Source organism: Prauserella salsuginis (assembly GCF_024648885.1).
Classification (GTDB): Bacteria; Actinomycetota; Actinomycetes; order Mycobacteriales; family Pseudonocardiaceae; genus Prauserella; species Prauserella salsuginis.
On sequence record NZ_JANBBF010000014.1, the window covers coordinates 170649 to 191470 of the forward strand.

18 protein-coding genes are annotated in these 20822 nt (G+C 68.6%); 11 read left to right on the top strand and 7 right to left on the bottom strand.

The annotated features are described in order from the left end of the window. Window positions 1-61: 61 nt before the first annotated feature. Together LY40_RS23330 and LY40_RS23335 are read right to left on the bottom strand one after the other, a co-directional pair. Window positions 62-799, bottom strand: a complete 738-nt coding sequence (locus tag LY40_RS23330; RefSeq protein ID WP_307877106.1) for a DUF1365 domain-containing protein — start codon at window positions 797-799, stop codon at window positions 62-64. Beyond that, window positions 784-2055, bottom strand: coding sequence for an NAD(P)/FAD-dependent oxidoreductase (locus tag LY40_RS23335; protein ID WP_258938146.1), 1272 nt, complete (start codon window positions 2053-2055; stop codon window positions 784-786). The genes LY40_RS23330 and LY40_RS23335 overlap by 16 nt, the downstream gene beginning before the upstream one ends. Before the next feature lie 422 nt (window positions 2056-2477). Between LY40_RS23335 and LY40_RS23340 the strand changes: the two genes are divergently transcribed. From LY40_RS23340 to LY40_RS23350, 3 genes are all read left to right on the top strand, one after another. Continuing rightward, complete coding sequence (locus LY40_RS23340; RefSeq protein WP_183783078.1) at window positions 2478-3257, top strand: DUF1295 domain-containing protein; 780 nt, start codon at window positions 2478-2480, stop codon at window positions 3255-3257. Window positions 3258-3345: 88 nt separating this feature from the next. Beyond that, window positions 3346-5016 (top strand): molybdopterin-dependent oxidoreductase, encoded by a 1671-nt coding sequence (locus LY40_RS23345; protein WP_258938147.1) that lies wholly within the window; start codon window positions 3346-3348, stop codon window positions 5014-5016. A gap of 109 nt (window positions 5017-5125) precedes the next feature. Continuing rightward, window positions 5126-5815, top strand: coding sequence for a fasciclin domain-containing protein (locus LY40_RS23350; RefSeq protein ID WP_258938148.1), 690 nt, complete (start codon window positions 5126-5128; stop codon window positions 5813-5815). A 114-nt stretch (window positions 5816-5929) separates the two neighbouring features. On the opposite strand, the gene LY40_RS23355 is transcribed toward LY40_RS23350, so the two are convergent. Beyond that, window positions 5930-6433 carry a MarR family winged helix-turn-helix transcriptional regulator gene (locus LY40_RS23355; protein WP_258938149.1) on the bottom strand — a complete coding sequence of 168 codons (504 nt, stop codon included), beginning with the start codon at window positions 6431-6433 and terminating at the stop codon, window positions 5930-5932. 87 nt (window positions 6434-6520) lie between these two features. Between LY40_RS23355 and LY40_RS23360 the strand changes: the two genes are divergently transcribed. Continuing rightward, complete coding sequence (locus LY40_RS23360) at window positions 6521-8614, top strand: MMPL family transporter (RefSeq protein WP_258938150.1); 2094 nt, start codon at window positions 6521-6523, stop codon at window positions 8612-8614. Between the two features lie 168 nt (window positions 8615-8782). On the opposite strand, the gene LY40_RS23365 is transcribed toward LY40_RS23360, so the two are convergent. Beyond that, window positions 8783-10228, bottom strand: a complete 1446-nt coding sequence (locus LY40_RS23365) for an MFS transporter (RefSeq protein ID WP_258938151.1) — start codon at window positions 10226-10228, stop codon at window positions 8783-8785. A 21-nt stretch (window positions 10229-10249) separates the two neighbouring features. After that, entirely contained in the window at window positions 10250-10819 is a 570-nt protein-coding gene (locus LY40_RS23370; RefSeq protein WP_183783073.1) for an NADPH-dependent FMN reductase, read from the bottom strand. A 104-nt stretch (window positions 10820-10923) separates the two neighbouring features. Between LY40_RS23370 and LY40_RS23375 the strand changes: the two genes are divergently transcribed. Then, on the top strand, window positions 10924-11559 hold the full coding sequence (locus LY40_RS23375) for a TetR/AcrR family transcriptional regulator (RefSeq protein ID WP_183783072.1): 636 nt from the start codon (window positions 10924-10926) through the stop codon (window positions 11557-11559). Window positions 11560-11598: 39 nt separating this feature from the next. On the opposite strand, the gene LY40_RS23380 is transcribed toward LY40_RS23375, so the two are convergent. Further along, window positions 11599-11991, bottom strand: coding sequence for a VOC family protein (locus tag LY40_RS23380; RefSeq protein WP_258938152.1), 393 nt, complete (start codon window positions 11989-11991; stop codon window positions 11599-11601). Between the two features lie 146 nt (window positions 11992-12137). Then, window positions 12138-15026, bottom strand: a complete 2889-nt coding sequence (locus tag LY40_RS23385; RefSeq protein ID WP_258938237.1) for a glycosyl hydrolase — start codon at window positions 15024-15026, stop codon at window positions 12138-12140. A gap of 482 nt (window positions 15027-15508) precedes the next feature. Between LY40_RS23385 and LY40_RS23390 the strand changes: the two genes are divergently transcribed. The 6 genes from LY40_RS23390 to LY40_RS23415 are packed head-to-tail and all read left to right on the top strand — an operon-like array spanning window position 15509 to window position 20817. Next, window positions 15509-16468: an Lrp/AsnC family transcriptional regulator gene (locus LY40_RS23390; protein WP_183783069.1), complete on the top strand. Its 960-nt coding sequence runs from the start codon at window positions 15509-15511 to the stop codon at window positions 16466-16468. A 27-nt stretch (window positions 16469-16495) separates the two neighbouring features. Then, window positions 16496-17278, top strand: coding sequence for an aspartate/glutamate racemase family protein (locus LY40_RS23395; RefSeq protein WP_183783067.1), 783 nt, complete (start codon window positions 16496-16498; stop codon window positions 17276-17278). Then, entirely contained in the window at window positions 17275-17955 is a 681-nt protein-coding gene (locus tag LY40_RS23400; RefSeq protein ID WP_183783060.1) for a hypothetical protein, read from the top strand. Before LY40_RS23395 ends, LY40_RS23400 begins: the two co-directional genes overlap by 4 nt. Next, window positions 17952-18104 (top strand): hypothetical protein, encoded by a 153-nt coding sequence (locus LY40_RS23405; protein WP_258938153.1) that lies wholly within the window; start codon window positions 17952-17954, stop codon window positions 18102-18104. The genes LY40_RS23400 and LY40_RS23405 overlap by 4 nt, the downstream gene beginning before the upstream one ends. After that, window positions 18104-19573 (top strand): sodium:solute symporter family protein, encoded by a 1470-nt coding sequence (locus LY40_RS23410; protein WP_183783057.1) that lies wholly within the window; start codon window positions 18104-18106, stop codon window positions 19571-19573. The genes LY40_RS23405 and LY40_RS23410 overlap by 1 nt, the downstream gene beginning before the upstream one ends. Before the next feature lie 29 nt (window positions 19574-19602). Beyond that, window positions 19603-20817 carry a dipeptidase gene (locus tag LY40_RS23415; protein WP_183783055.1) on the top strand — a complete coding sequence of 405 codons (1215 nt, stop codon included), beginning with the start codon at window positions 19603-19605 and terminating at the stop codon, window positions 20815-20817. Window positions 20818-20822: the final 5 nt, after the last annotated feature.

Sequence of the window (20822 nt, forward strand, 5' to 3'; positions counted from 1 at the left end):
GCAACCGTGTCGGAGGAAACCTCATGGAATCCAGCGTTGTGGGGTCCGGCGTCGGTGGTACTCATCGGTTCTCCTGACGGCGCCGTGGACGGCGCGGGGTGATCGGAACTCTCCGCAGCCACAGCGCCACGCCGTGGCGACGGATCGATGTGGAAACCCGTTGCGGCACAAGCGGTCTGCGCAGCAGCATGCTCACCAGTACACGTTCGGTCGCGGGGCTGCGGGTCCCGGTCATGGTGGCGCTGAGCAACCGTTTCCCCGCGTCGCCCAGCTCGATCCGAATCGCCAGCCGCTCGCCCGGCCGCGGCAGCCGCATGCGATAGCGGCCGTGATCGGGCAGAAACGGTGACACGTAGAGCTGTTTGTCCGCCTCGGCGCGGCCGCCCGGGTCCGGCGACAGCAAATAGCGATGCCGCTGCCCGTAGGTGTTGTGCACCTCCGCGACCACGCAGGCCTGCTCGCCGTCGGGGAAATGGCACCAGTAGACCGTGATCGGGTTGAACACGTGACCCAGCACCCTGGCGTGCGCGAGCATCAGCACCCGGCCGCCCTCCAGGTGCACGCCGTGAGCGGCGAGCCACCGATCGAGGTCGCGGCGGATCGGTTCGCCTTTCGTTCCGAGGTGGTCGCGCGCGTCGAAGCCGGCGAACGGGCGCAACCACCACGGCAGCCGCGGCAGCCGGTCCAGGTCGACGAGCCAGACGTAGAGGTGGTGGCGGAACGAACGGACTAGGCCGGTATGGCGGGTGTGCGTCACCACGGCGTCGTAGAGCGCGGGCGCGGTCACGGCGAACCCCATCCCGCACCGAGGTTCTCGGCGACCCGTACCCCGGAGGCGCAGCCATCCTCGTGGAATCCCCAGCCGTGGTACGCACCTGCGAAGCTGACGCGATCGTCGCCGAGTTCGTGAAGTCTGCGCTGCGCGGCGACGGAATCACGGGTGTAGATCGGATGTCGATAGGTCGGTGCGGCGATGACCGTCCGCGGGTCGACCCGCCCGACATCGCCGAGCGTGACGATGTAGTCCTCGGGCTCGGCGAGCTGCATCAGCCTGTTCATGTCATAGCTGACCCGGACCTCGTCCGTCCCCGCCGCACACGAAGGTTTCCAGTAGTTCCACGACGCCCGCGCACGCCGGGACGACGGCACCAGTCGCGCGTCGGTGTGCAGCACGGCCTGGTTCTGCGAGTACTCGAACGCACCGAGCACCTCCCGTTCGGCAGGCGTCGGTGCCGCGAGCATGGCCAGCGCGTCGTCGGCATGGGTGGCGATCACCGCGTGGGCGACCTCGTGTACCCGATCGCTCCCGTCGCGCACGTCGACTCCGCGCGCGGACCGCCGCACCGAGCGCACCGGTGTGGCCACTCGCACCGCCGGGAGCTGCTTGCCGATGCGATCGACGTAACTCCGCGAACCACCGACGACGGTGCGCCAGGCGGGCGACCCGCCGACCGACAGCATGCCGTGGTTGCGCAGGAACTCGAACAGGTAGCGGGCCGGGTACCGCAGGCTGGTGTCCGGCCCGGCCGACCACACCGCGGACACCAGCGGAACCGCGAAATGGTCGACGAAGTAGCGCGAGTAGCGGCCGTCGGCGAGGAAGGTGCCGAGTGTCGGGTGGTCATCAGCGCCCACGTCCAGCAGCTCGTTCGCGCTCCGGTGGAACCTGCGTACCTGCGCGAGCAGCCGTAGGTAAGCCGGGCGAGCCAGGTTCGATGGCTCCGCGAACAGCCCGTCGAAACCCTTCGCGCCGGCATACGTCAGTCCGCATTCGACGCAGCTGACGCTCATCGACATCTCCGTGCCCTGCGTGGACACCCCGAGCTCGTCGAACAGGCGCGTCAGATTGGGGTAGGTGCGATCGTTGTGCACGATGAATCCGCTGTCCACCGCGATCGCCCTGCCACCGGCCGCGACGACGTCGTGCGTTTGGGCGTGGCCGCCGAGCCGATCGTCGGCGTCGAACAGCACTACTCGGTAACGACGGCTCAGCAGATAGGCGGCGGTCAGCCCGGACACCCCGGCACCGATCACGGCCACGGTCGGTTCGGTCATGCCGCCCTCCAGTTCCTCGTCCGGAACGGAACACGACCGCACGACCGGTCACCGTGGGCCGGGGACGCAGCAACACCGGGCGGTGGAGCCGTGCCGTCGGGCGCTGCCCGGGACTCCGGTTCAGCGATGTGCATGCCCGTCATTCGGAGCCGCTCCGCGAAGCGATTGCCGATGTGACGACGCGCACATATACGCGGGCGATCCGCCACGACCCCGGCTCCGAATGCTCGATATGGGCATTGCGACAGCCGACATCGCGATCGGGGAGACGCCGCCCGCCTACTCGAGGGCGAGGTCTCCCGGGCGCGGCGTCCGGCGGGTGGGGCAGTCGTCTCCGGGCAGTACAGGCCGGGCGTAGACCGGATGCCCGCCGTGGAGCTGGACGGAACCGGCGGCACGACCGCGATCCGGGAGGGGGCCCGATGAACCTGGTGGCCGCCGCAGCGCTCGCACTCGGTGTGGCGTTGCTCGTCGTCGTGGTCACCTTCGGTGTCGCACGGTTGCGGGGCCGCTACGACACGATCGATACCGCCTGGGGCGCCGGATTCGCAGTGATCGCAGCCGTCGGCTTCGCCGCCGACCCGACCGATGCCGGCAGTCCGCTGCTGGCGACGGTTCTGGTCATCGTCTGGGGCATCCGACTGTCGGTGCACCTTCACCTACGCAACGCCGGGCAGGGCGAGGATCACCGTTACCGGGCGATGTCGGCACGGGCGAGATCGCATCCAGGGGCGCGGATGTTCTTCCGTACGTACCTGACCCAGGCGGGGGTGATGTGGTTCGTCTCGCTCCCGGTGGTCTTCGCACAGCAACGGCCGGCCGAGATCGGTGTGCTCGGCATTCTCGGCGCGCTGGTGTGGTGCGTCGGGTTGACCTTCGAAGCGGTTGGCGACGAGCAGCTGCGGAGGTTCACCGCGGACCCGGCGAACAAGGGGCGAGTGCTCGATCGAGGGCTGTGGCGCTACACCCGGCATCCGAACTACTTCGGCGACGCCTGCGTGTGGTGGGGGCTGTACCTGATCGCCGCCCAGCAGCCGCCCGGTGCCGCGACGGTGCTCTCCCCGGTACTGATGACCTGGCTGCTCGCCCGCGGCACCGGAAAGCCGATGACGGAACGTCGGCTGCGGGAAACCCGGTCCGGCTACCCCGACTACGTCTCCCGGACAAGCGGTTTCCTCCCTCTACCGCCCAAGAAAGGCTGACCCCGCAACCAATCGTCGGCCGCATCGGAAACGAATCATCGGTATGTCAACTCCAACGGCCGCTCGCCGGCCCGGTGCGCTCCGCGCGATGTTCGCGAGCATTTCCGCGGTGGCGTTCGCCCTCGGTATCGGGCATCTGACGTCGGGACTCACCCAGCCGAACGCGTCGCCGTACCTCGCCGTCGGCAACACCGCGATCGACCTCACGCCGGAGCCGGTGAAGCAGTTCGCCATCCGACAGTTCGGCGATTCGGACAAGCTCGTCCTGCTCGGCGGTATGGGTGTGGTGATCCTGCTGCTCGCGGTGGTCGCCGGGGTGCTTTCACGGCGCACCGCCACGCCCGGCCTCGCGGTGATCGGAGCGTTCGGCGCGATCGGGGTGATCGCCGCGTTGTTACGCCGCGACCTGACCGCCCTCGACACGCTTCCCGCCGTTGCGGCTTTGGTGTCCGGCATCGGAGCGTTCGGGGGGCTCCACCGGCTCGCTTCGCGTTCGGCGGCGCCGATCCGCCCACGCGGCCACAAGGCCACGGGCGAACACACCGACCGCGACGCCGGCACCGGTTCAGCGGACTCCGTACCCAGCGGCGCCGACGAGGAGAGCGGCTCCGAGGAGCACGGTTCCGGCCGCGCGGCCGATTCGCGAACAAGCAGGGACCGAGGTCCGGACGGCGATGCGACGGTGGTTGCGGCCACGGCCGCATCGCGGCGAACGTTCGTACTCGCGGTGGCCGGCGTCGCGGCGGCCGCCGGCGGAGCCGCGGCCGGCGGGCGGCTGCTCGCGAACCGATCCGGAGTGGATGCGGCCCGCACCGAGGTCGGACGCCTCGTTCCGGCCAATCCGCCCGTCCCGCGCGGTGCGGACTTCGCTTCGCAGGGAACGCCGTCGTTCATCACCCCGAACAAGGATTTCTACCGGGTCGACACCGCGCTGTCCGTGCCCGGGATCCGACTGGACGACTGGCGGCTGCGCATCCACGGCATGGTCGACCGGGAGCTGACGCTCGACTTCGACGGTCTGATCACTCGAAGGATCGAACAGCGGACCATCACGATGACATGCGTGTCCAATCAGATCGGTGGCGATTACGTGTCGACCGCGACGTTCACCGGCGTCCCGATTCGGGATCTGCTCGACGAGGTCGGCGTCCGAAACGGCGCCGAGCAGGTGTTCAGCACGAGTGTGGACGGCTACACCGCAGGCACGCCATTGGATGTACTGCGCGAGGCCGATCGCGGCGCACTCCTCGCCTACGGAATGAACGGCGAAGCGCTGCCCGTCGAGCACGGTTTCCCGGTGCGAATGGTGACGCCGGGCCTCTACGGCTACCTGTCGGCGACCAAATGGCTCGTCGACATGGAGCTGACGACATTCGACAAACAGACCTACTGGGAGCAGCGCGGCTGGGCCGAACGCGCGCCGATCAAGACACAGTCCCGAATCGACCGCCCGCAGCCGTTCCAGAAGTTCCCCGCCGGGAAGTTCACCCTCGCCGGTGTCGCATGGGCGCAACCCACCGGCGTCGAACGGGTCGAGGTGCGGGTGGACGGTGGCCCGTGGCAGCAGGCCGAGCTCTCCACGGAGGTCAACGAACAGACCTGGCGGATGTGGCGGGCGGAGCTCGAGTTCGCACCGGGCGGACACGACATCGAGTGCCGCGCCACGGACGCTTCCGGCTACACCCAGCAGTCTCGTCGGGTACCGACGGTGCCGGACGGTGCGACGGGTTGGCACTCGATCTTCTGCACCGCCACCTAGCAACATTTTCCTGGTTTTTCCACTTCGGACACCAATCGATCCGGGCGGCGGCTTCGAATGCCGATCAGAGCCCGGGATTTTCGGGAACTGAAACAAGGAGTTGATTCCAATGAGGACCATCCGTCGGCAGGTCGTGGTGACCGGTGCGGTCGCCGCACTCGCACTCGGGCTGAGCGCGTGCGGTGGCGCCGAGGACACCGCGGACCAGGGCGAGCAGGGCGGTGGCCAGGATCAGGCATCGTCGTCGGCTCCGCCGAGCTCGTCCGGCAACGGAGGCATGAACGCCGGTATGACCACCGCCGACGACGTCTTCGGACCCGGCTGCTCCCAGGTGCCCACAGACCCGAACGACGAGGGTTCCGTGCAGGGCATGGTCGACGATCCGGTCGGCACGGCCGCGAGCAACAACCCCCTCCTGACGAAGCTCACCGCCGCGGTCAAGGCCGCAGGTCTGGTGGACACGCTGAACAAGCAGGACGCGAACTACACCGTGTTCGCACCCGCCGACCCCGCGTTCGGGGCCATCCCGGCCGACCAGCTCGACGCGCTGCTGAACGACCCCGAGAAGAAGGACGACCTCACCAAGACCCTCACCTTCCACGTCGTACCTGAACGCATGGACGCCGCCGGGCTCGTGGAGGCGGGTTCGGTCGAGAGCGTCGAGGGTGGCGACGTGAAGATCGGCGGCACTGCCGACGCTCCGACGGTCAACGGAGCGAAGGTGCTGTGCGGCAACGTGCCGACGGCCAACGCCACCGTCTTCGTCATCGATGAGGTGCTGCAGCCCGGGAAGCAGTGATCGATGCACCGGGGTCGGGGGACGCAGGGCCGACGTGTCCTGCCTCCCCCGACAACTGTGCGCCGGCAAGCGAGCGACACTTCCACACGGGCACTTCCGCTGGCTCGTCCGGCATCATTCGACGTCCTCCTGCAGTCGTGTTCGGACAGTCGTGGTCGCGCGGATGCTGGCCGTCAGGAACCGGACGATCGTGTCGCGTTCGTCGGCGTCGAACGACGACCAGGCTCGCTCCAGCTCCGCGCCGAGTGGCCGGAACAGCTCGTCCCCGAGTCGCCACGTCGTCTCCGGCAGCTGGAGTTCGATCCGCCTGCCGTCGTTCGCACTCCGGCGTCGCCGGGCGTGCCCAGCGGTCTCCAGGCGGTCGAGCACCGCGGTGGTCGCGGAAGCGCTCAGCTGCAGCGCCCTGGCCAGCTCTCCGGGCGAGATCGAATCGCCCCCGCGGACAGCGTCCATGATCACCACGAGAGCGTTGAGGTCCGTCCGGTACAACCCGTGTGCCTCACCGAACATCTCCGCGAACCGATCGGTCTCCACGTTCAGCTGGCGCAACAGACGAATCAGCACGGCGTCCGGATCCTCGGGATCCGACAGGCCACTTGCGGTTTCCCCGTCCACCATGCGCTACCTCCTCGCTGCCGCCGCTGTTCAGGCAATGTAGTTTGACGATCGAAATACCCTGCGGGCACGGTGACCGGGAGCCTCACGATGAGACCTGATGGCCATGATGAAGCCGATGGCAGAGTGCGGCGCCGTCGCATCCTGCGATGGTTGACCCCCGCACTGTTGATCATCATCTGGCTCATCGTTGGCGGAGTGGGCGGACCGTTCGCGGGCAAACTGAGTGAGGTCGCCGAGAACGACAACGCCGCGTTCCTGCCCGAGACGGCCGAGTCGACCAACGTCGCAGCACTCGAGCGCAAGTTCACCGACGACGAATCGGTGCCCGCCATCGTCGTCGCCGAACGAACCGCCGATGTGACACGCGCCGACCGACGGTTCCTCGCCGAGACGTCCGCGGAGTTCACCGAGATACCCGGCGTGCCGGGTGAACTTCCGCCGCCCATCCCCTCCGACGACGGTCGGGCTCTGCAACTGGTGGTGCCGATCGCCGCCGACGTCGCACCCGACACCGCTGTCGAGCAGATCCGCGAGCTGCTGGCCTCCGACCGACCCGAAGGCCTGACGGTGCTCGTCACCGGGCCCGCGGCGCTCGGCGCCGACCTGGGAGAAGCCTTCGGGGGCATCGACGGGCTCCTGCTGCTCGTCGCGGGCTCGGTCGTCGCACTCATCCTGATCCTGGTCTACCGCAGTCCGCTCCTGCCGGTCCTGGTGCTGCTGTCCGGTGTGTTCGCGCTGGGACTAGCCAGTCTGGTCGTGTATCTGCTGACCGACCACGGCGTCATCGACCTCAACGGGCAGAGCCAGGGCATCCTGTTCATCCTGGTGTTCGGTGCCGCGACCGACTACGCGCTGCTGCTGGTTTCCCGGTACCGGGAGCAGTTGCGGGACTCGGACGACCGCCTGGCCGCGATGGCGGCCGCGTGGAAGGCGACCATCGAGCCGATCGCGGCATCGGCCGGCACCGTGATCCTCGGCGTACTCTGCCTGCTCTTCAGCGACCTCCGGTCCAACCAGGGCCTCGGCCCGGTAGCCGCGATCGGCATCGGCTCCGCTCTGGTCGCGGCAACGACGTTCCTGCCGGCCGTGCTCGCCGTGTTCGGCCGGTCGGCGTTCTGGCCGTACCGGCCGAAACTGGGCCCACCCCATCCCGAGGAGAGCGGCTTCTGGCGGCGGATCGCGGCCCGGGTGGGCTCGTCACCACGGCTGATCTGGGTGGCCACCACTGTGGTGCTGCTTGTGGGAGCGGCATTCCTCCCGCAGCTGCGCGCTTCCGGCACCGCCGAGTCCGACGTCTTCCTGAACGAGGTGGACTCGGTCGCCGGCCAGGAGGTCCTGAGCGAACATTTCGTCGCGGGTTCGGGCAGCCCGGCCGTGATCATCAGCGACGCGGACCGGGTGGCCGACGTGGCAGCCGCGGCACAGGTCGACGGCGTTTCCGAGGTCTCGATCACGACCGGCCCGAACGGCAAGCCCCGGACGGAAGGCGGATTGACCCGTATCGAGGCGACCCTCTCCGATCCGGCCGACTCGGAATCGGCCGTCGCCACCGTGGAGCGACTGCGCAACGCCGTGCACGCGGTGCCGTCCGCCGATGCGAAGGTCGGCGGACGCACCGCGACCCTCCTCGACACGCAGAACATCTCGGAGCGCGATCGCACTCTGATCGTGCCCATAGTGCTGGTGGTGATCTTCGCGGTGCTCGCGCTGCTGCTGCGCTCACTGCTGGCGCCGCTGCTGCTGATCGCGACGGTCGTGCTGTCGTTCGCCGCGACCATGGGCGTTTCCGCTCTCGTGTTCAACCACATACTGGACTTTCCCGGTGCCGATCCCGTCGTGCCGCTGTTCGGGTTCGTGTTCCTCGTCGCGCTCGGCATCGACTACAACATCTTCCTCATGACCAGAGTCCGGGAGGAAACGCTCCGGCGGGGCACCAGGGCCGGTGTCCAGCGCGGCCTGACGGTCACCGGTGGTGTCATCACCTCCGCCGGGGTCGTACTGGCCGCCACTTTCGCGGCCCTGGCGGTGCTGCCGATCCTCTTCCTCGCGCAGATCGCGTTCGTCGTCGCGTTCGGCGTTCTGCTCGACGCCCTGATCGTGCGGTCGCTCCTCGTCCCGGCCCTGGCCATCGACATCGGCGGGCGCATCTGGTGGCCGTCGCGGCTGCGGGAACGCGACTGAGACGGCGCTCCTCGCACCAAGAGAAGCGCCGACTCCCCCGTGTTCTGCGCCCGTCACCCGGCGCCGCCCCTCGACGAGCGGCGGCATCCTCGCGCGCGTGTTGCACCCGGGATGTCGCCACGACGTCGATGCGCGACCGGTGCGGCTGCGGAGCCCGGCACCTGCCGGTCACGTCGCCACCGGCGTCGCCGGTGCGTTCCCGGTGAGCTGGCGGACAGGGGCCAGCAGCGTGCTGACCGCCACCGCGCCGAGTGCGGTCAGGGCCGCGACGGCCCAGAGGATGGCGTGCCAGGCGTCGGTCAGGTACAGGGCGTGCTCCCCGTTCGTGAGCGTGCCCGTGGCGACGGCGCCGGCGTCGTCCCCGACCGTGCCGCTCAGCAGCGTGATGAGCACCGAGCCGAACAGCGCCATGACCAGGGTCTGAGTCCCGCCCCTGACGGTGTTGAGCAGTCCGGCGGCCATGCCGGTGCGTGACTGTTCGACCTGGTTCATGGCCTGGGCGTCGATGAGACCGGTGGCCAGACCGATTCCGATACCGATCGTCAGCAGCGGGCCGAGCAGTTCCCAGCCGGTGATCCCGGGGTGCAGCCGGGTGAGCCAGGCGTTGCCCGCCGAGATCAGCAGCAGTCCCGTGGTGATCAGCAGCCGTGGCGGCACGCCCCGGTTGACCAGCCGTCCGGTGAGTACGGGCAGGAACAGTGTCGGGACCGTCGACATCATCGTGATCAATCCGGAGTCCCGTGCCGACATCCCGACGGCACCCTGGAGGTAGGTCGGCAGGTACGAGAGCATCCCGCCGAAGCCCAGCACCATCACCACACCGGCGAGCAGCCAGCCGACGAAACGCCGGTTCCGCAACAGCGTCAGGTCCAGCACCGGATGCGCGTTGCGCCGTTCGACGACGACGAACGCCGTGAGCAGCGCCGCGCCGCTCGTGAACAGTCCGAGTACCAGCGGGCTCGTCCACCCGACGCGGGAACTCTGGGTGATGGCGAACATGACCGAGGCGATCCCGGCGATGAACGTCACCGCGCCCGCCCAGTCCACACGCGTGCGCTGTGCGGCGCGATACTCGGCCATCGCGAGCGTGCCTGCCAGTAGCAGTACGCCCGCGACGGCAAAGGTGCCGAAGGTGGCGCGCCAGCCGAGTGTGCCGACCAGCCAGCCGGCCAGCGTCGGGCCGATCGCCATGCCCACGCCCGCGATGGTCCCCATCGCGGCGAAGGCCTTGGTGCGCTCGCTCCCGGTGAACGTCGACGCCAGGATCGCGCCGCCGCCCGCCATCACGCCGGCGGCACCGACCCCGGTGATCGTGCGGGCCACGTCGAGCAGCACGATGCCCGGCGTGAGGGCCGCGACGAGATTGCCGAGCGCGTAGGTCACCGCTCCGATGCGGTAGATCCGGCGCTTGCCGAACAGATCGGCGGTCGACCCGGCGACGAGCATGAACGACGACGCGGTCAGGAAGTAGCCCGTCACCACCCATTGCAGGACGGTCCCCGAGGCCTCGAGCGATGTGCCGATGCGGGGCAACGCGACGGTCGCCCCGGACATCGACATCGGCAGCGTGAGATAGCCGAGCAGTACGACGGCCAGGGTCAGTTTGTTCTTCACTGTTTCTCGGCCTCCGCCTCGTCACGCTTCGTACGGGTCGACGGCGCGCGCGTTCCGCAGCGCGCGGGCCCACCAGCTCAGCTGGCCGAGCATGCCCTTGGCGGCGGCGTTGCAGCCCTCGTCGAGCGGGGCGCCGGACTCGTCGAAGTGGTTCCACGCGTTGTGGAAGCTGACGGAGTCGCGCACGGTCGTCGCGTGCAGTTCGGCGAAGACGAGGCGCAGCTGTTCGACGGCGCGCAGGCCGCCACCCATGCCGCCGTAGGAGACGAAGCCGACCGGTTTGGCCTGCCACTCGGAGCGGTACAGGTCGATCAGGTTCTTCAGCGGCGCGGGGAAGCTGTGGTTGTACTCGGGCGTGACGACGACGTAGGCGTCGGCCGCCGCCAGGCGTTCGCCGAGTGCGCTCACGTGGGGGTCCGGTGCGGCCCCGAAGTCGATGACGGTGGGCAGCGGGATCGTGGCCACGTCGATGACGTCGACGTCGATCCCCTCGAACTGTGCGGCCTGTTCGGCGAACCAGTCGGCCACGGTCGGGCCGAAACGGCCTTCGCGGTTGCTTCCGACGATGACGGCGAGGCGCAGGGCAGACATGGACACTCCTGGATGTCGAGGTGCGGGATGCTGACAACTGGTAAAGTACAACATGTATTGCACTAGGTGCAATAGTCGTTGTACTTATCTGATGGGAGTGTGCTTTGAGCAGGGAAAACGAACCGCAACGCGGAGCGGCGAAGCGGCAGGCCATCCTCAACGGCGCCCGCCAGGTGTTCGGACGTGACGGCTACAGCCGCGCCAGCATCGGCGCGATCGCCGGCGAGGCCGAGGTGTCGACCCGCACCATCTACAACCACTTCGCCGACAAGAAGGAGCTGTTCCGCGCGGTCATCCTGGAAAGCGCGGAGCAGGTTCGCGAGGTGCAACTCGCCGACCTAGAGCGGCACCTCGGCAAGATCGTCGACCTGGAGGCGGACCTGATCGCACTCGGCCGCGCCTTCACGACCGTGATGCCGCGGTTCGGCGCACATTTCGCCCTGGTGCGGCAGATTCAGGCCGAGATCGGGCACGTCCCGGACGACGTGCTGCGGTCGTGGCAGGAGACCGGGCCGGGGCCCGTACAGGGAGACCTCGCGCGACGGCTGGCCGAACTGGGTGAACGTGGTCTGCTGGAGATCGACGACGCCCACCGCGCGGCCCGGCACTTCGTCGCGCTGGTCGGGAGTGAGATACAGGGCCGCACCTACTACGGCGCCCTGCCCATCGACGACGCGGAACGCGACGCGATCGTCACGGCAGGCGTGAAGGTGTTCCTGCGTGCCTACCGGCCCCGATAGACACGCAGGAACACCGGGACCTGCCGGGACCCGCGGTCGTCAGAGCGGGTCGATGCGAGCCTTGAGCAGGCAGAAGGTGTTGCCTTCGGGATCGGCGAGCACGTTCCACGGCTCCCCGCCGTTCTGGCCGATGTTGGCCTGCCGCGCGCCGAGCTCCAGGAGCCGTTCGAGTTCGGCGTCGGGGTCACGGTCGGTGGGGTTGAGGTCGATGTGCAGGTTGGACTTCGCCTCGGCCGGCTCACCGGTGCGCAGGATGATCGTCGGCTGCGGACCGCCGAAACCTTCGCGCGGGCCGATCTCGATGGCGTAGCCGTCGACGTCGTCGGGATACTCGCGGCCGAGCTCGACGAAGTCGAGAACCTCGCACCAGAACCGCGCCAGCACCTCGGGGTCGCGGCAGTCGAGCACGAGCTCACCCATACGACACGCCATGGACGAAACCTACTTTCACCGTGGGATCAGCGGACGGCCACCGCGACGGGCTCGCCGGCCCGGCGGCAACGAGGCGCGACCGTACCCGGCGCGCCGGGCACGTGCGACGGGTTTTCCGGACTGTGGGTTGTCGGGTGTTCGCGACCTCACCCCTCGACCTCGACCAGCCGCACCGGGCCGAGCAGCCCGGACGGCTGCACGTCCCACTCCGCAGGCGGCGTGGTCCGCCAGCTCATGAAGTAGTCGTCGGGCAGCGTCCCGCCCCGCGCCATCGCCCGGACCCGGTTCGCCGCGAGGTTCGTCACCTCGATCTCCAACACGTTCTCACCGGGCCGGAGCGCCTCCCCGAGCGGAATCCGGAACGGGATCGCCCACGCGACGCCGACCTCGGTGCCGTTCACCGTCACCCGCGCCGTCTCCCGCACGGTGCCGAGGTCCAGCGCCCAGGAACGTTTCGCGTGCTCGGGCGCCAGCGTGAACGTCAGCGAGTACCGCGCGGTTCCCGAGAACGCCGCTTCCGGTCCGCCCAGCTCGGTCCACGACACGAGTTCGTCCAGCATGCGCCGACGTGGGAGGTCCGGACCGCCGTCCAGGAACTCCAGGGACCACCGGCCGCGGAGGTCGCGGCGCTCTCCGGTGGGGCTCGACGTGCGGTAACCGGGTGCGCTGATGCGCTGCCGCTCGAACGCTCTGAGGACGATGCTCTCGCCGGGGTCGAGCGACACCTGCACCTGGCTTCCCTGCCCCGCACGCCGGTGCCGGGCGCGGCCACGTTCGTCTCGCAGCGGATCGAGCGCGGCTACCGACTCCGCCGTGGTTCCGAGCGTGTGCCAGCCACGGACCGGTTCCGCGGTCAGGTTGGCCACGAAGTAGTCCGCGCCGTCGTCGTGGAACCGACGCACCACGTGCAGACCCGCGTCGGCCAACGGTTCGCGCACCGCGCCGGCATCGGCGAGCACATCGTCCACACCGCCGCGATCGGTGACCACGACCCGGCCCGCGCCCACCCGGCGCGTCCCACGGGAGTCCGTACCCGCAGTCAGCGCGGCGGTCAAATCCCGCAGCCTGTTGCGACGCTCGTCGAGCCCGCCCAAGCCGGGAACGTCTCGGGGCGGTGCGCCCACGAAGATCACCGTCGCTCCGGCGGCGGCGAGCTCGTGAAGCTTCGCTAGCGTGCCCACCGGCATCAACTCGGCGCCGGGAACAACGACAGCCGCATAACCGGACCGTCCATTGGAGACACCGCCACGGCGGCCGTCGAACTCGGCCAACTGCCGGTCGGACACCCAGTCGAACTGCCAGCCGCTGCGCTCCAGACCACCGACGACCTCGTCGGCGCCGCTCGGATGCGGATACATCCAGCCTTCGCCGTCCCAGTGATAGTCCGGGGTCAGCTCGCCGTCCTGCTCCCGCATACCGCCGCCGTTCGGCGTGGCCCACACGTCGTGCTGCGGCCAGTACACGAGCACGTCGTTGCCGTGCCGGCCGTGCTGCAGGATCGACTGGCAGCGCGTGATGTATCCGGTCAGCTCGGAGACGTACCGCCACCACGGGTTCTCCGGTCGCAGCTGGGTGGCCGCGTAGAAGTTGACGCCCGGCCACGGGGCTTCCTGCGGCGAGTACGTGGTGCCGTGGAACACCACGTGGTTGATCCCGGCGGCGAACAGGATGTCGACGGCGGGCTTCACCTGGGACAACGACACGTGATGGTGCTCGTCGCGCCAGGTGACCGTCTCCGCGCCGACGAGCTTGCCGCCGTTCAGGTGGGCGGCCGAGGACGCCATGCGCCACACCAGCGGAACGGGATCCTGGGGACCGGCGCCGTGCCGCAACCCCGGAATCGGGATGTTCTCACCGCCGGTGTACTCGGTCTCCGGAATGTCTGCCGCACCATAGATGTCGAGCAGGTTCGCGGGCGAGCCGTGTGCCTGATTCCGGGTGAGCCAGTCGCGCTTCCCGCTGAACTCGGTGAACGGCCGCGCGAAACGCTCGAGGAACAGATCGGAGAAGGTCTCCCGGACATCTGTCAACAGCCGGGCCCGTTTCTCGGGCGCGGCGTGCTCATCGAAGAGCTCCGGCAGGTGCGGCGTGAGGTCGTAGCCGCGGAGTCGGGCGAAGTCCCGCAGCGCTGTCGGAGTCCAGTCGATTCCGCCCAATTCGAAGGAGTCGTGGAACAGCGCGCGGATCCCGTTGCGGTCACCGACCGCGTCGCCGAAGTGGTCCAGATGGCGCCGGATCGCGCTGTCGTCGAAGTAGTCCGCCATCAGGCCCTTACCACCGGGTCCGGCTCGTTCGACCCGCTTGAGGACCCAGCCGTTGAACACACCGGTGAGAGTCCAGTGGCCGGGCGGGGCGGTCCAGTCCAGCTTCCGGTTCTCGTCCACGCGCGCGGTCAGATCCACGGTGTCGCCGGTCTCGACCTCGCGAGCCACGAGCGCGGCAAGGTCCGGCTCGGGAATGGGCGGCATCGGCGGGCGCAGGTCCGGGCGCGACAGTCGCTCCTCGTCGACCAGATCCGGATGCGGCGGATGAATCGTTTTCACCGGCTCGTCGAGCCGCTGCCCGCCCCGCAGCTCCCAGTGTTCGACGAGAGCACGACCGGCGCTGTGCCGCACGTCCATCCACGGCCCGCCGAAAGTCCAGCCGGAACCGGAGGTCAGGTCGACACCCAGGTCACGCTCCGCCGCCGACCGGAGCGCGGTGTCCAGAGCGGTGAACCATTCGCGACTCAGGTACCAGCGGATCCGATCCTCGTCGCCCTGGGATTCGTAGATGGGTTGGATCTCGACTCCGCCGAAACCGTTGCCCGCGAGCTGATCGAGTTCCTCGCGAAGACCGTCCTCGGTGACTGCACTGCCCAGCCACCACCAGCGGGTCCACGGTCGTGTTTCGCGATCGAATGCGGGCCAGCTGAGCGAACCCGGCCCACCGCCCGGAGCCACCCCCTGCGCCGCCTGCGCGGGCAGCGCCGCACCGCCGACCACCGCGATCCCCGTCAACGCTCCGCCGTAGATGAACTGCCTGCGATTGAGCATTTCCACCCGCCTCGTCGTTGAAACGTTTCAAGAAAAACTAATCGTTTGCAAAGCGAACAGTCAACTGCGACGCCGACAGCCGGGGCGTATCCGTCGCGGTGATCGATACGGGCGCGCGCCCGTGCGCCGGAGACGTCGAGGGCAGCGGCACTGCCGGGGCCTCACCGACATCCGTGCGCAACTCGCCTGGAAGTGACGCACTCGGTCACGGCGCACTCGGTCACGGCGCACCCGGTCACGGCGCACCCGGTCACGGCGCACCCGGTCACGGCGCACCCGGTCACGGCGCATTCGGCCACGGCGCACTCGGTCACGGCGCACCCGGCCACCTCGTACCGCCGCACACTTCGGCACAACCGCGGTCGAAGGCCGATATCATGCATAGATATGTACATATGAGCCCCAATCACGTAAGTTCATCCAAATCAGGCCTGAATTACCCAGCAACTAGGGCTGGGTGTGCACCCGCGGAGGAACTCAACGTGCCGGAACTCAGCGACCTCGACCGCCGTATCGTCGCGGCGCTGCAACTGGATGGCCGCAGCTCGTGGGCCGACGTCGCCAAACTGGCGGGCACCACGGAGAGCACGGCATCGCGCCGGGGTGGCCGACTGCTCGACGACGGCACCGTGCACGTGGTCGGCGTCGCGGATCCGCTCGTCTGCGGCCTCGGGCAACCCGTGCTGGTGCAGCTCGCCTGCGCCCCCGACTCCGTGCGGCACGTCGTCGACACTCTGGCCGAACGCACCGACACGCGGTTTCTCACCATCACGACCGGCGATTGGGACGTCGTGACCGAACTGATCGTGCCGTCCCAGCACCAACTGGTCACGACACTGATCGACGAGCTGGGAGCACTACCAGGCGTACATCGCTCGTCATCGGCGCTGATCACCAAGAACTTCACGATGCGCCACGACTGGAGTCGCGACCTGCTCGGCGATGTCGATCACTCACCGGAGCCGGGCACCACGGACGCCCCGAACGGAGTGGAGCTCGACGACGTCGACCGTCGCCTCCTCGCGGTGCTCGCGGAGGACGGCAGACGCCCGTACCGCGACATCGCGAAAACGCTCACGCTCGGCGAGACCGGCGTACGCCGGCGCGTGGAACGGCTCGTGGCCGAGCGCGCCCTCGTGTTCAGCACGCTCGTCTCGCCCACGACGCTCGGTTTCCGCACCGAGCTGTTGCTCTGGCTCCGCGTGGCCGCCGATCGCCTCGACGAGGTCGCCCAGCTCGTGGCGGCCCGGCCCGAGGTGCGGTACGTGTCCGCGACGGCAGGCTCGGCCGACCTCGTGTGCGAGGTCATCCTCCCGCAGCCCTCGGAGATCTACACCTTCACCACACGGGTGCTGGGCGCACTGCCCGGCATCCGCTCCATCGACGTGGCGCTCGAACTGGAGAACCACAAGCGCGCCTACCGGCCGTTCACGCTCGAATGAGCCGGTCCAGACCATCCTGGAGGTCCGATGCAGCTGACCTACCTGCTCCCAGCGCCGATGCACGTGACACCGCTCGGCGAAACCGAGATGCGACGCCGCGCCGACCTGCTCAAGCAGTGGGCAGGCGACGACACTCGCATCACCGTGACCGCCGTCGACCGGGGCCCGGCCTCGGTCGAGTCCGCCTACGAGGAATATCTGGCCGTTCCGGCGATGGGCACCGCACTGCGACGCGCCGAACACGACGGGGCCGATGCCGTCGTGCTCGGCTGCTTCGGCGATCCCGGACTCGACGGCCTGCGTGAGATCGCCAGCTCGCCGGTTGTCGGGCCCGCAGCCGCGGCGATGTCGCTGGCCTGCACGCTGGGCCACCGGTTCACGGTCGTCACCGTCGCCGACGGTGTCCGCCCGCTCCTGCGCCGGATCGCGTGGGAGACCGGCGTCCTCGACGCACTCCACGAGGTTCGCTCCGTGGAGCTGTCGGTTCTCGCCCTCAACTCCGACCACGATGCGGCTTACGCGGCGTTGCGCTCCGAATGCGCGAACGCCCTCGCCGCCGGCGAGGCCGACACCCTCGTCCTCGGCTGCATGAGCATGGGCTTCCTCGGCGCGGCCGAGCGGCTGACGGCGGAACTCGGCGTGCCCGTGATCAACCCGATCCGCGCCGCGATCCACCATGCGCAAACGCTGCACCGCATGGGCCTGTCCCACAGCAGGCGCGCCTACCCCCGCCCACCCGCACTCGCCGACGACGTCGTCGACACCGGCCTGCTGCGCGAAGCGGAACACCCCATGGAGGTCACCGCATGACGAGAAGAACCGTCATACCCGTGGTGTTCGCCGTCGGCGCGATGCTCGGTATCGCCTCACCGGCGGCCGCCCAGGAGGAATCCGCAACGACCACCCTCACGCGTGCGGACGTCTCGGTCACGATGAACGACGGCGCCGACGATGTCCTGCGCGCGACCTACGAGCTCGGCGAACCCACGACCGAGGCGACGCCGGTCACGCTGCTCCTGCTCCCCCGAGACAACGCCGAGATCACGGAACTCACCGCGGTGAGTGGGCTGACCGAGCTGGGTCCGACGAACGGGATCCGCGCCGACGCCACGCTTCCCGCGGGAACCTCGGAGTACACAGTGGAGCAACGCGTACGGCGCGCGGACGGCGAACACGGCCTGCCACTGGCGATCCCCGACATCGCAACCGCCCGCACCGCGAACGTGAACATCGAGATCACGCTGCCGCCGGGAATGCGGCTGACCGGTGATTCCCTGCCGTCGTACAACTCCGGCACCTCCGATGACGATCGGACCGTGCTGCACCACCGCGGCCATTCGCTCCCGTCCGTACTGGTCGCGGAGTACGGGAACACCTCACGGGCCTCGATCGGGTTCTGGTCGTCGACGGTCGGCCTCGTGCTCGTCACCGTCGTCATCATCGCCTGGGCTTACCACAGCTTCCGAAAGGAGCGTGTCCGCAGGTGAACGCGCTCGCATCCGCAACCCTGATCACCCCGTTCGGCGTGCCGTTCGACACGGCCGTCATCGCCGGAATCGTACTCACGATCCTCAGCGTCGCGCTCGCCGGCCGGAGGCCCCGGAAGACAGCCGACCGCGACGGCGGTGATCGGTGATGGATTTCCGCACCGCATTCCTCCTGCTGCTGACCGGCTTCCTCATCGTGCTCGTGTTCGAAGGCTGGCGGTCGTATCGCGCCAGCAGCGGCGAGGAGGACTACTTCGTGGCGGGCCGCAAGGTCGGCGCGTGGGCCGGTGGCGCCAGCATCGCCGCCACCCAGATGAGCGCGGGCACCTTCGTCGGCACCGTCGGGATCCACTACCTCACCGGCGCGTCGTTCATGTGGGGCTGGGCGGGTATCTGGGTCGCGTTCCTGATCGCCGCGTACGTCATCGCGCCGCGGCTACGCCGGTACGCACACGAGCGCAACGCCCTGACCTTCCCGGACTTCATCGCCGACCGCTTCGGCGGCAAAATCCCCCGCGCCGTGATCTCCGTGCTGCTGGTTCTGTCCTATCTCGTGTTCATGTCGGCGCAGTATCAGGCGGGCGGCGTCATCCTCGAAACCGCGTTCGGTATCCCGTTCTACTGGGGTGCGGTGATCCTGATGGTCCTCGTCGTGGCATACACGGTGATCGGCGGCATGACCGCGGTGATCCGCACCGACTTCCTGCAGCAGATCATGATGGCCATCGGCATCGTCGTCGGCCTGCCGCTGCTCATCAGCCACGCCGGCGGGTTCTCGGCGCTCACGGAATCGCTGCCCGCGATCGCGCCTGACTTCATCGGCTGGAGCTTCGGCTGGAGGGAGATCGGCGGCTTCTGGCTGGGATTCGGGTTGGCCGCACTGTGCGCGCCGTATCTGCTGCTGCGGTTCTATGCGATGCCCGACGACCGCACATGCCGCCGGGCATCCGGGGTTGCACTGTTCTTCGTGCTGCTCACCGGGATCTGCATCGGCGTCGCAGGAATGGTCATGCGGGTGCTGTACCCGAACCTTTCCATCGCCGACGCGGCGTCGACCGTGCTGTCGTCCGAGGTACTTCCCCCGTTCGTCGGCGCGCTGCTGCTCACCGCGGTCGTCATGGCCGTACTGAGCACAGTGGACTCCGTGCTGCTCGTGGCGGGACCGGCGATCTCGCATGACATCTACACGGCCCTGATCCGGCCGGGCACGTCCGAACGGGAGCGGACACGCATCAACCGCTGGGCGACGCTCGTGATCGGCGCCCTCCCGGTGCTGCTCACGCTGCAGGAACTCGACATCGTTCAGTTCGTCGTCCTCAGCTACGCCGCGCTGCTCGGCAGCACGGTCACGGCCCCGATCCTGCTGGGGCTGTACTGGCGGCGGGCCACCCGCGTCGGTGCCGTCTGCGCGATGGTTGCGGGCTTCGGCACGTGCCTGGCCTGGTACGTGCTCGGCAGTCCCGTCGTCGAACCGATCGTTCCCGGCGTGGCCGCCGGCTTCGCGGGCATGATCATCGGCTCGCTCGCGACCAAGCCGATGCGCCCCGACGACCTGACGCTCTTCTTCGACAACCCCACTCGACCCCCCGAGGACCACGGGGCCGTCACCACGGCCTGAGCCGCTACCCCTGGAAGGAGAACATCCACATGTCACAGAAGAGCGGTGCGCAGCCTTTGCGTTATCAGGGCTACCGATCTTTCGACCACCTCACCCCCGGTGAGGACTATCGCGAGTTCACGCTGGCGAAGGAGATCGGCCGGGTTCCCTCACGAGGACCTGAGCTCTCGGATGCGCAGCGAAGCCGGGTCGCACAGCTGCTGGCAGACAACACCGTGATCTCGCTGCACGACCACACCAGCGTGTTCCCCGAGGACATCACCGAGACCTTCGACTACAACCGCACCGGCAGGCACCACACCGGCTACGAGGGTCTTTCGCTGTCCGGTATCGACGCCGTCTTCGAGAACTTCATGGACGGCACCTGCTGCATCACCTCGCAGATGGGGTGGAAGTGGGAAGACGTGCTCGTCGATCTGGGCATGCGCTACTCCGATATCGCGAAGCAGGACTTCGTGATCAGGGCCGAGCGCGTCAGCGACATCGCGGCAGCGCGCGCGAACGGCCAGATCGCGCTCGTGCCCGCGCTCGAGGCGGCGACGCCGATCCAGAACGAGGTCGACCGCCTCGATGTGCTCTACGGGTTCGGCGTACGTCAGTCGGGTATCGCCTACAGCGAGTCCAACACCCTGGGCACCGGGTTGCGGGAACGTCACGACGGCGGGCTCACCTATTTCGGTGAGAAGGCCGTGCAGCGCATGAACAAACTCGGCATCGCCATCGACGTGTCGCACTCCGGCGACCGCACGAGCATGGACACGATCAAGGCGTCGAAGGCACCGATCTTCATCACTCACGCGGGAGCTCGCTCGGTGTGGCCCACCAAGCGTATGAAGCCCGACGACGTGATCATCGCCTGCGCGGAGCGTGGCGGCGTGATCGGCATCGAGGCGGCGCCGCACACCACCATGAGCACCAACCATCCGGCCCACAACCTCGATGCGTTCATGGAGCACTTCACCTACTGTGTCGACCTGGTCGGCATCGACCACGTGGCGTTCGGGCCGGACACACTCTTCGGCGACCACGTCGGCCTCCACGACACCTTCGCCAAGCACCTGTCGATCTCCGCGGCGCACGACGGCCCCGAGTTCGACAAGGTCGAGTACGTCGACGGCATCGAGAACCCCGCCGAGGAGTTCCACCACATCACCGGATGGCTCGTCGCGCACGACTACTCGGACGACGAGATCGCGAAGGTGCTCGGCGGCAACATCCTGAGGGTGCTCGACCAGGTGTGGTAACAGGA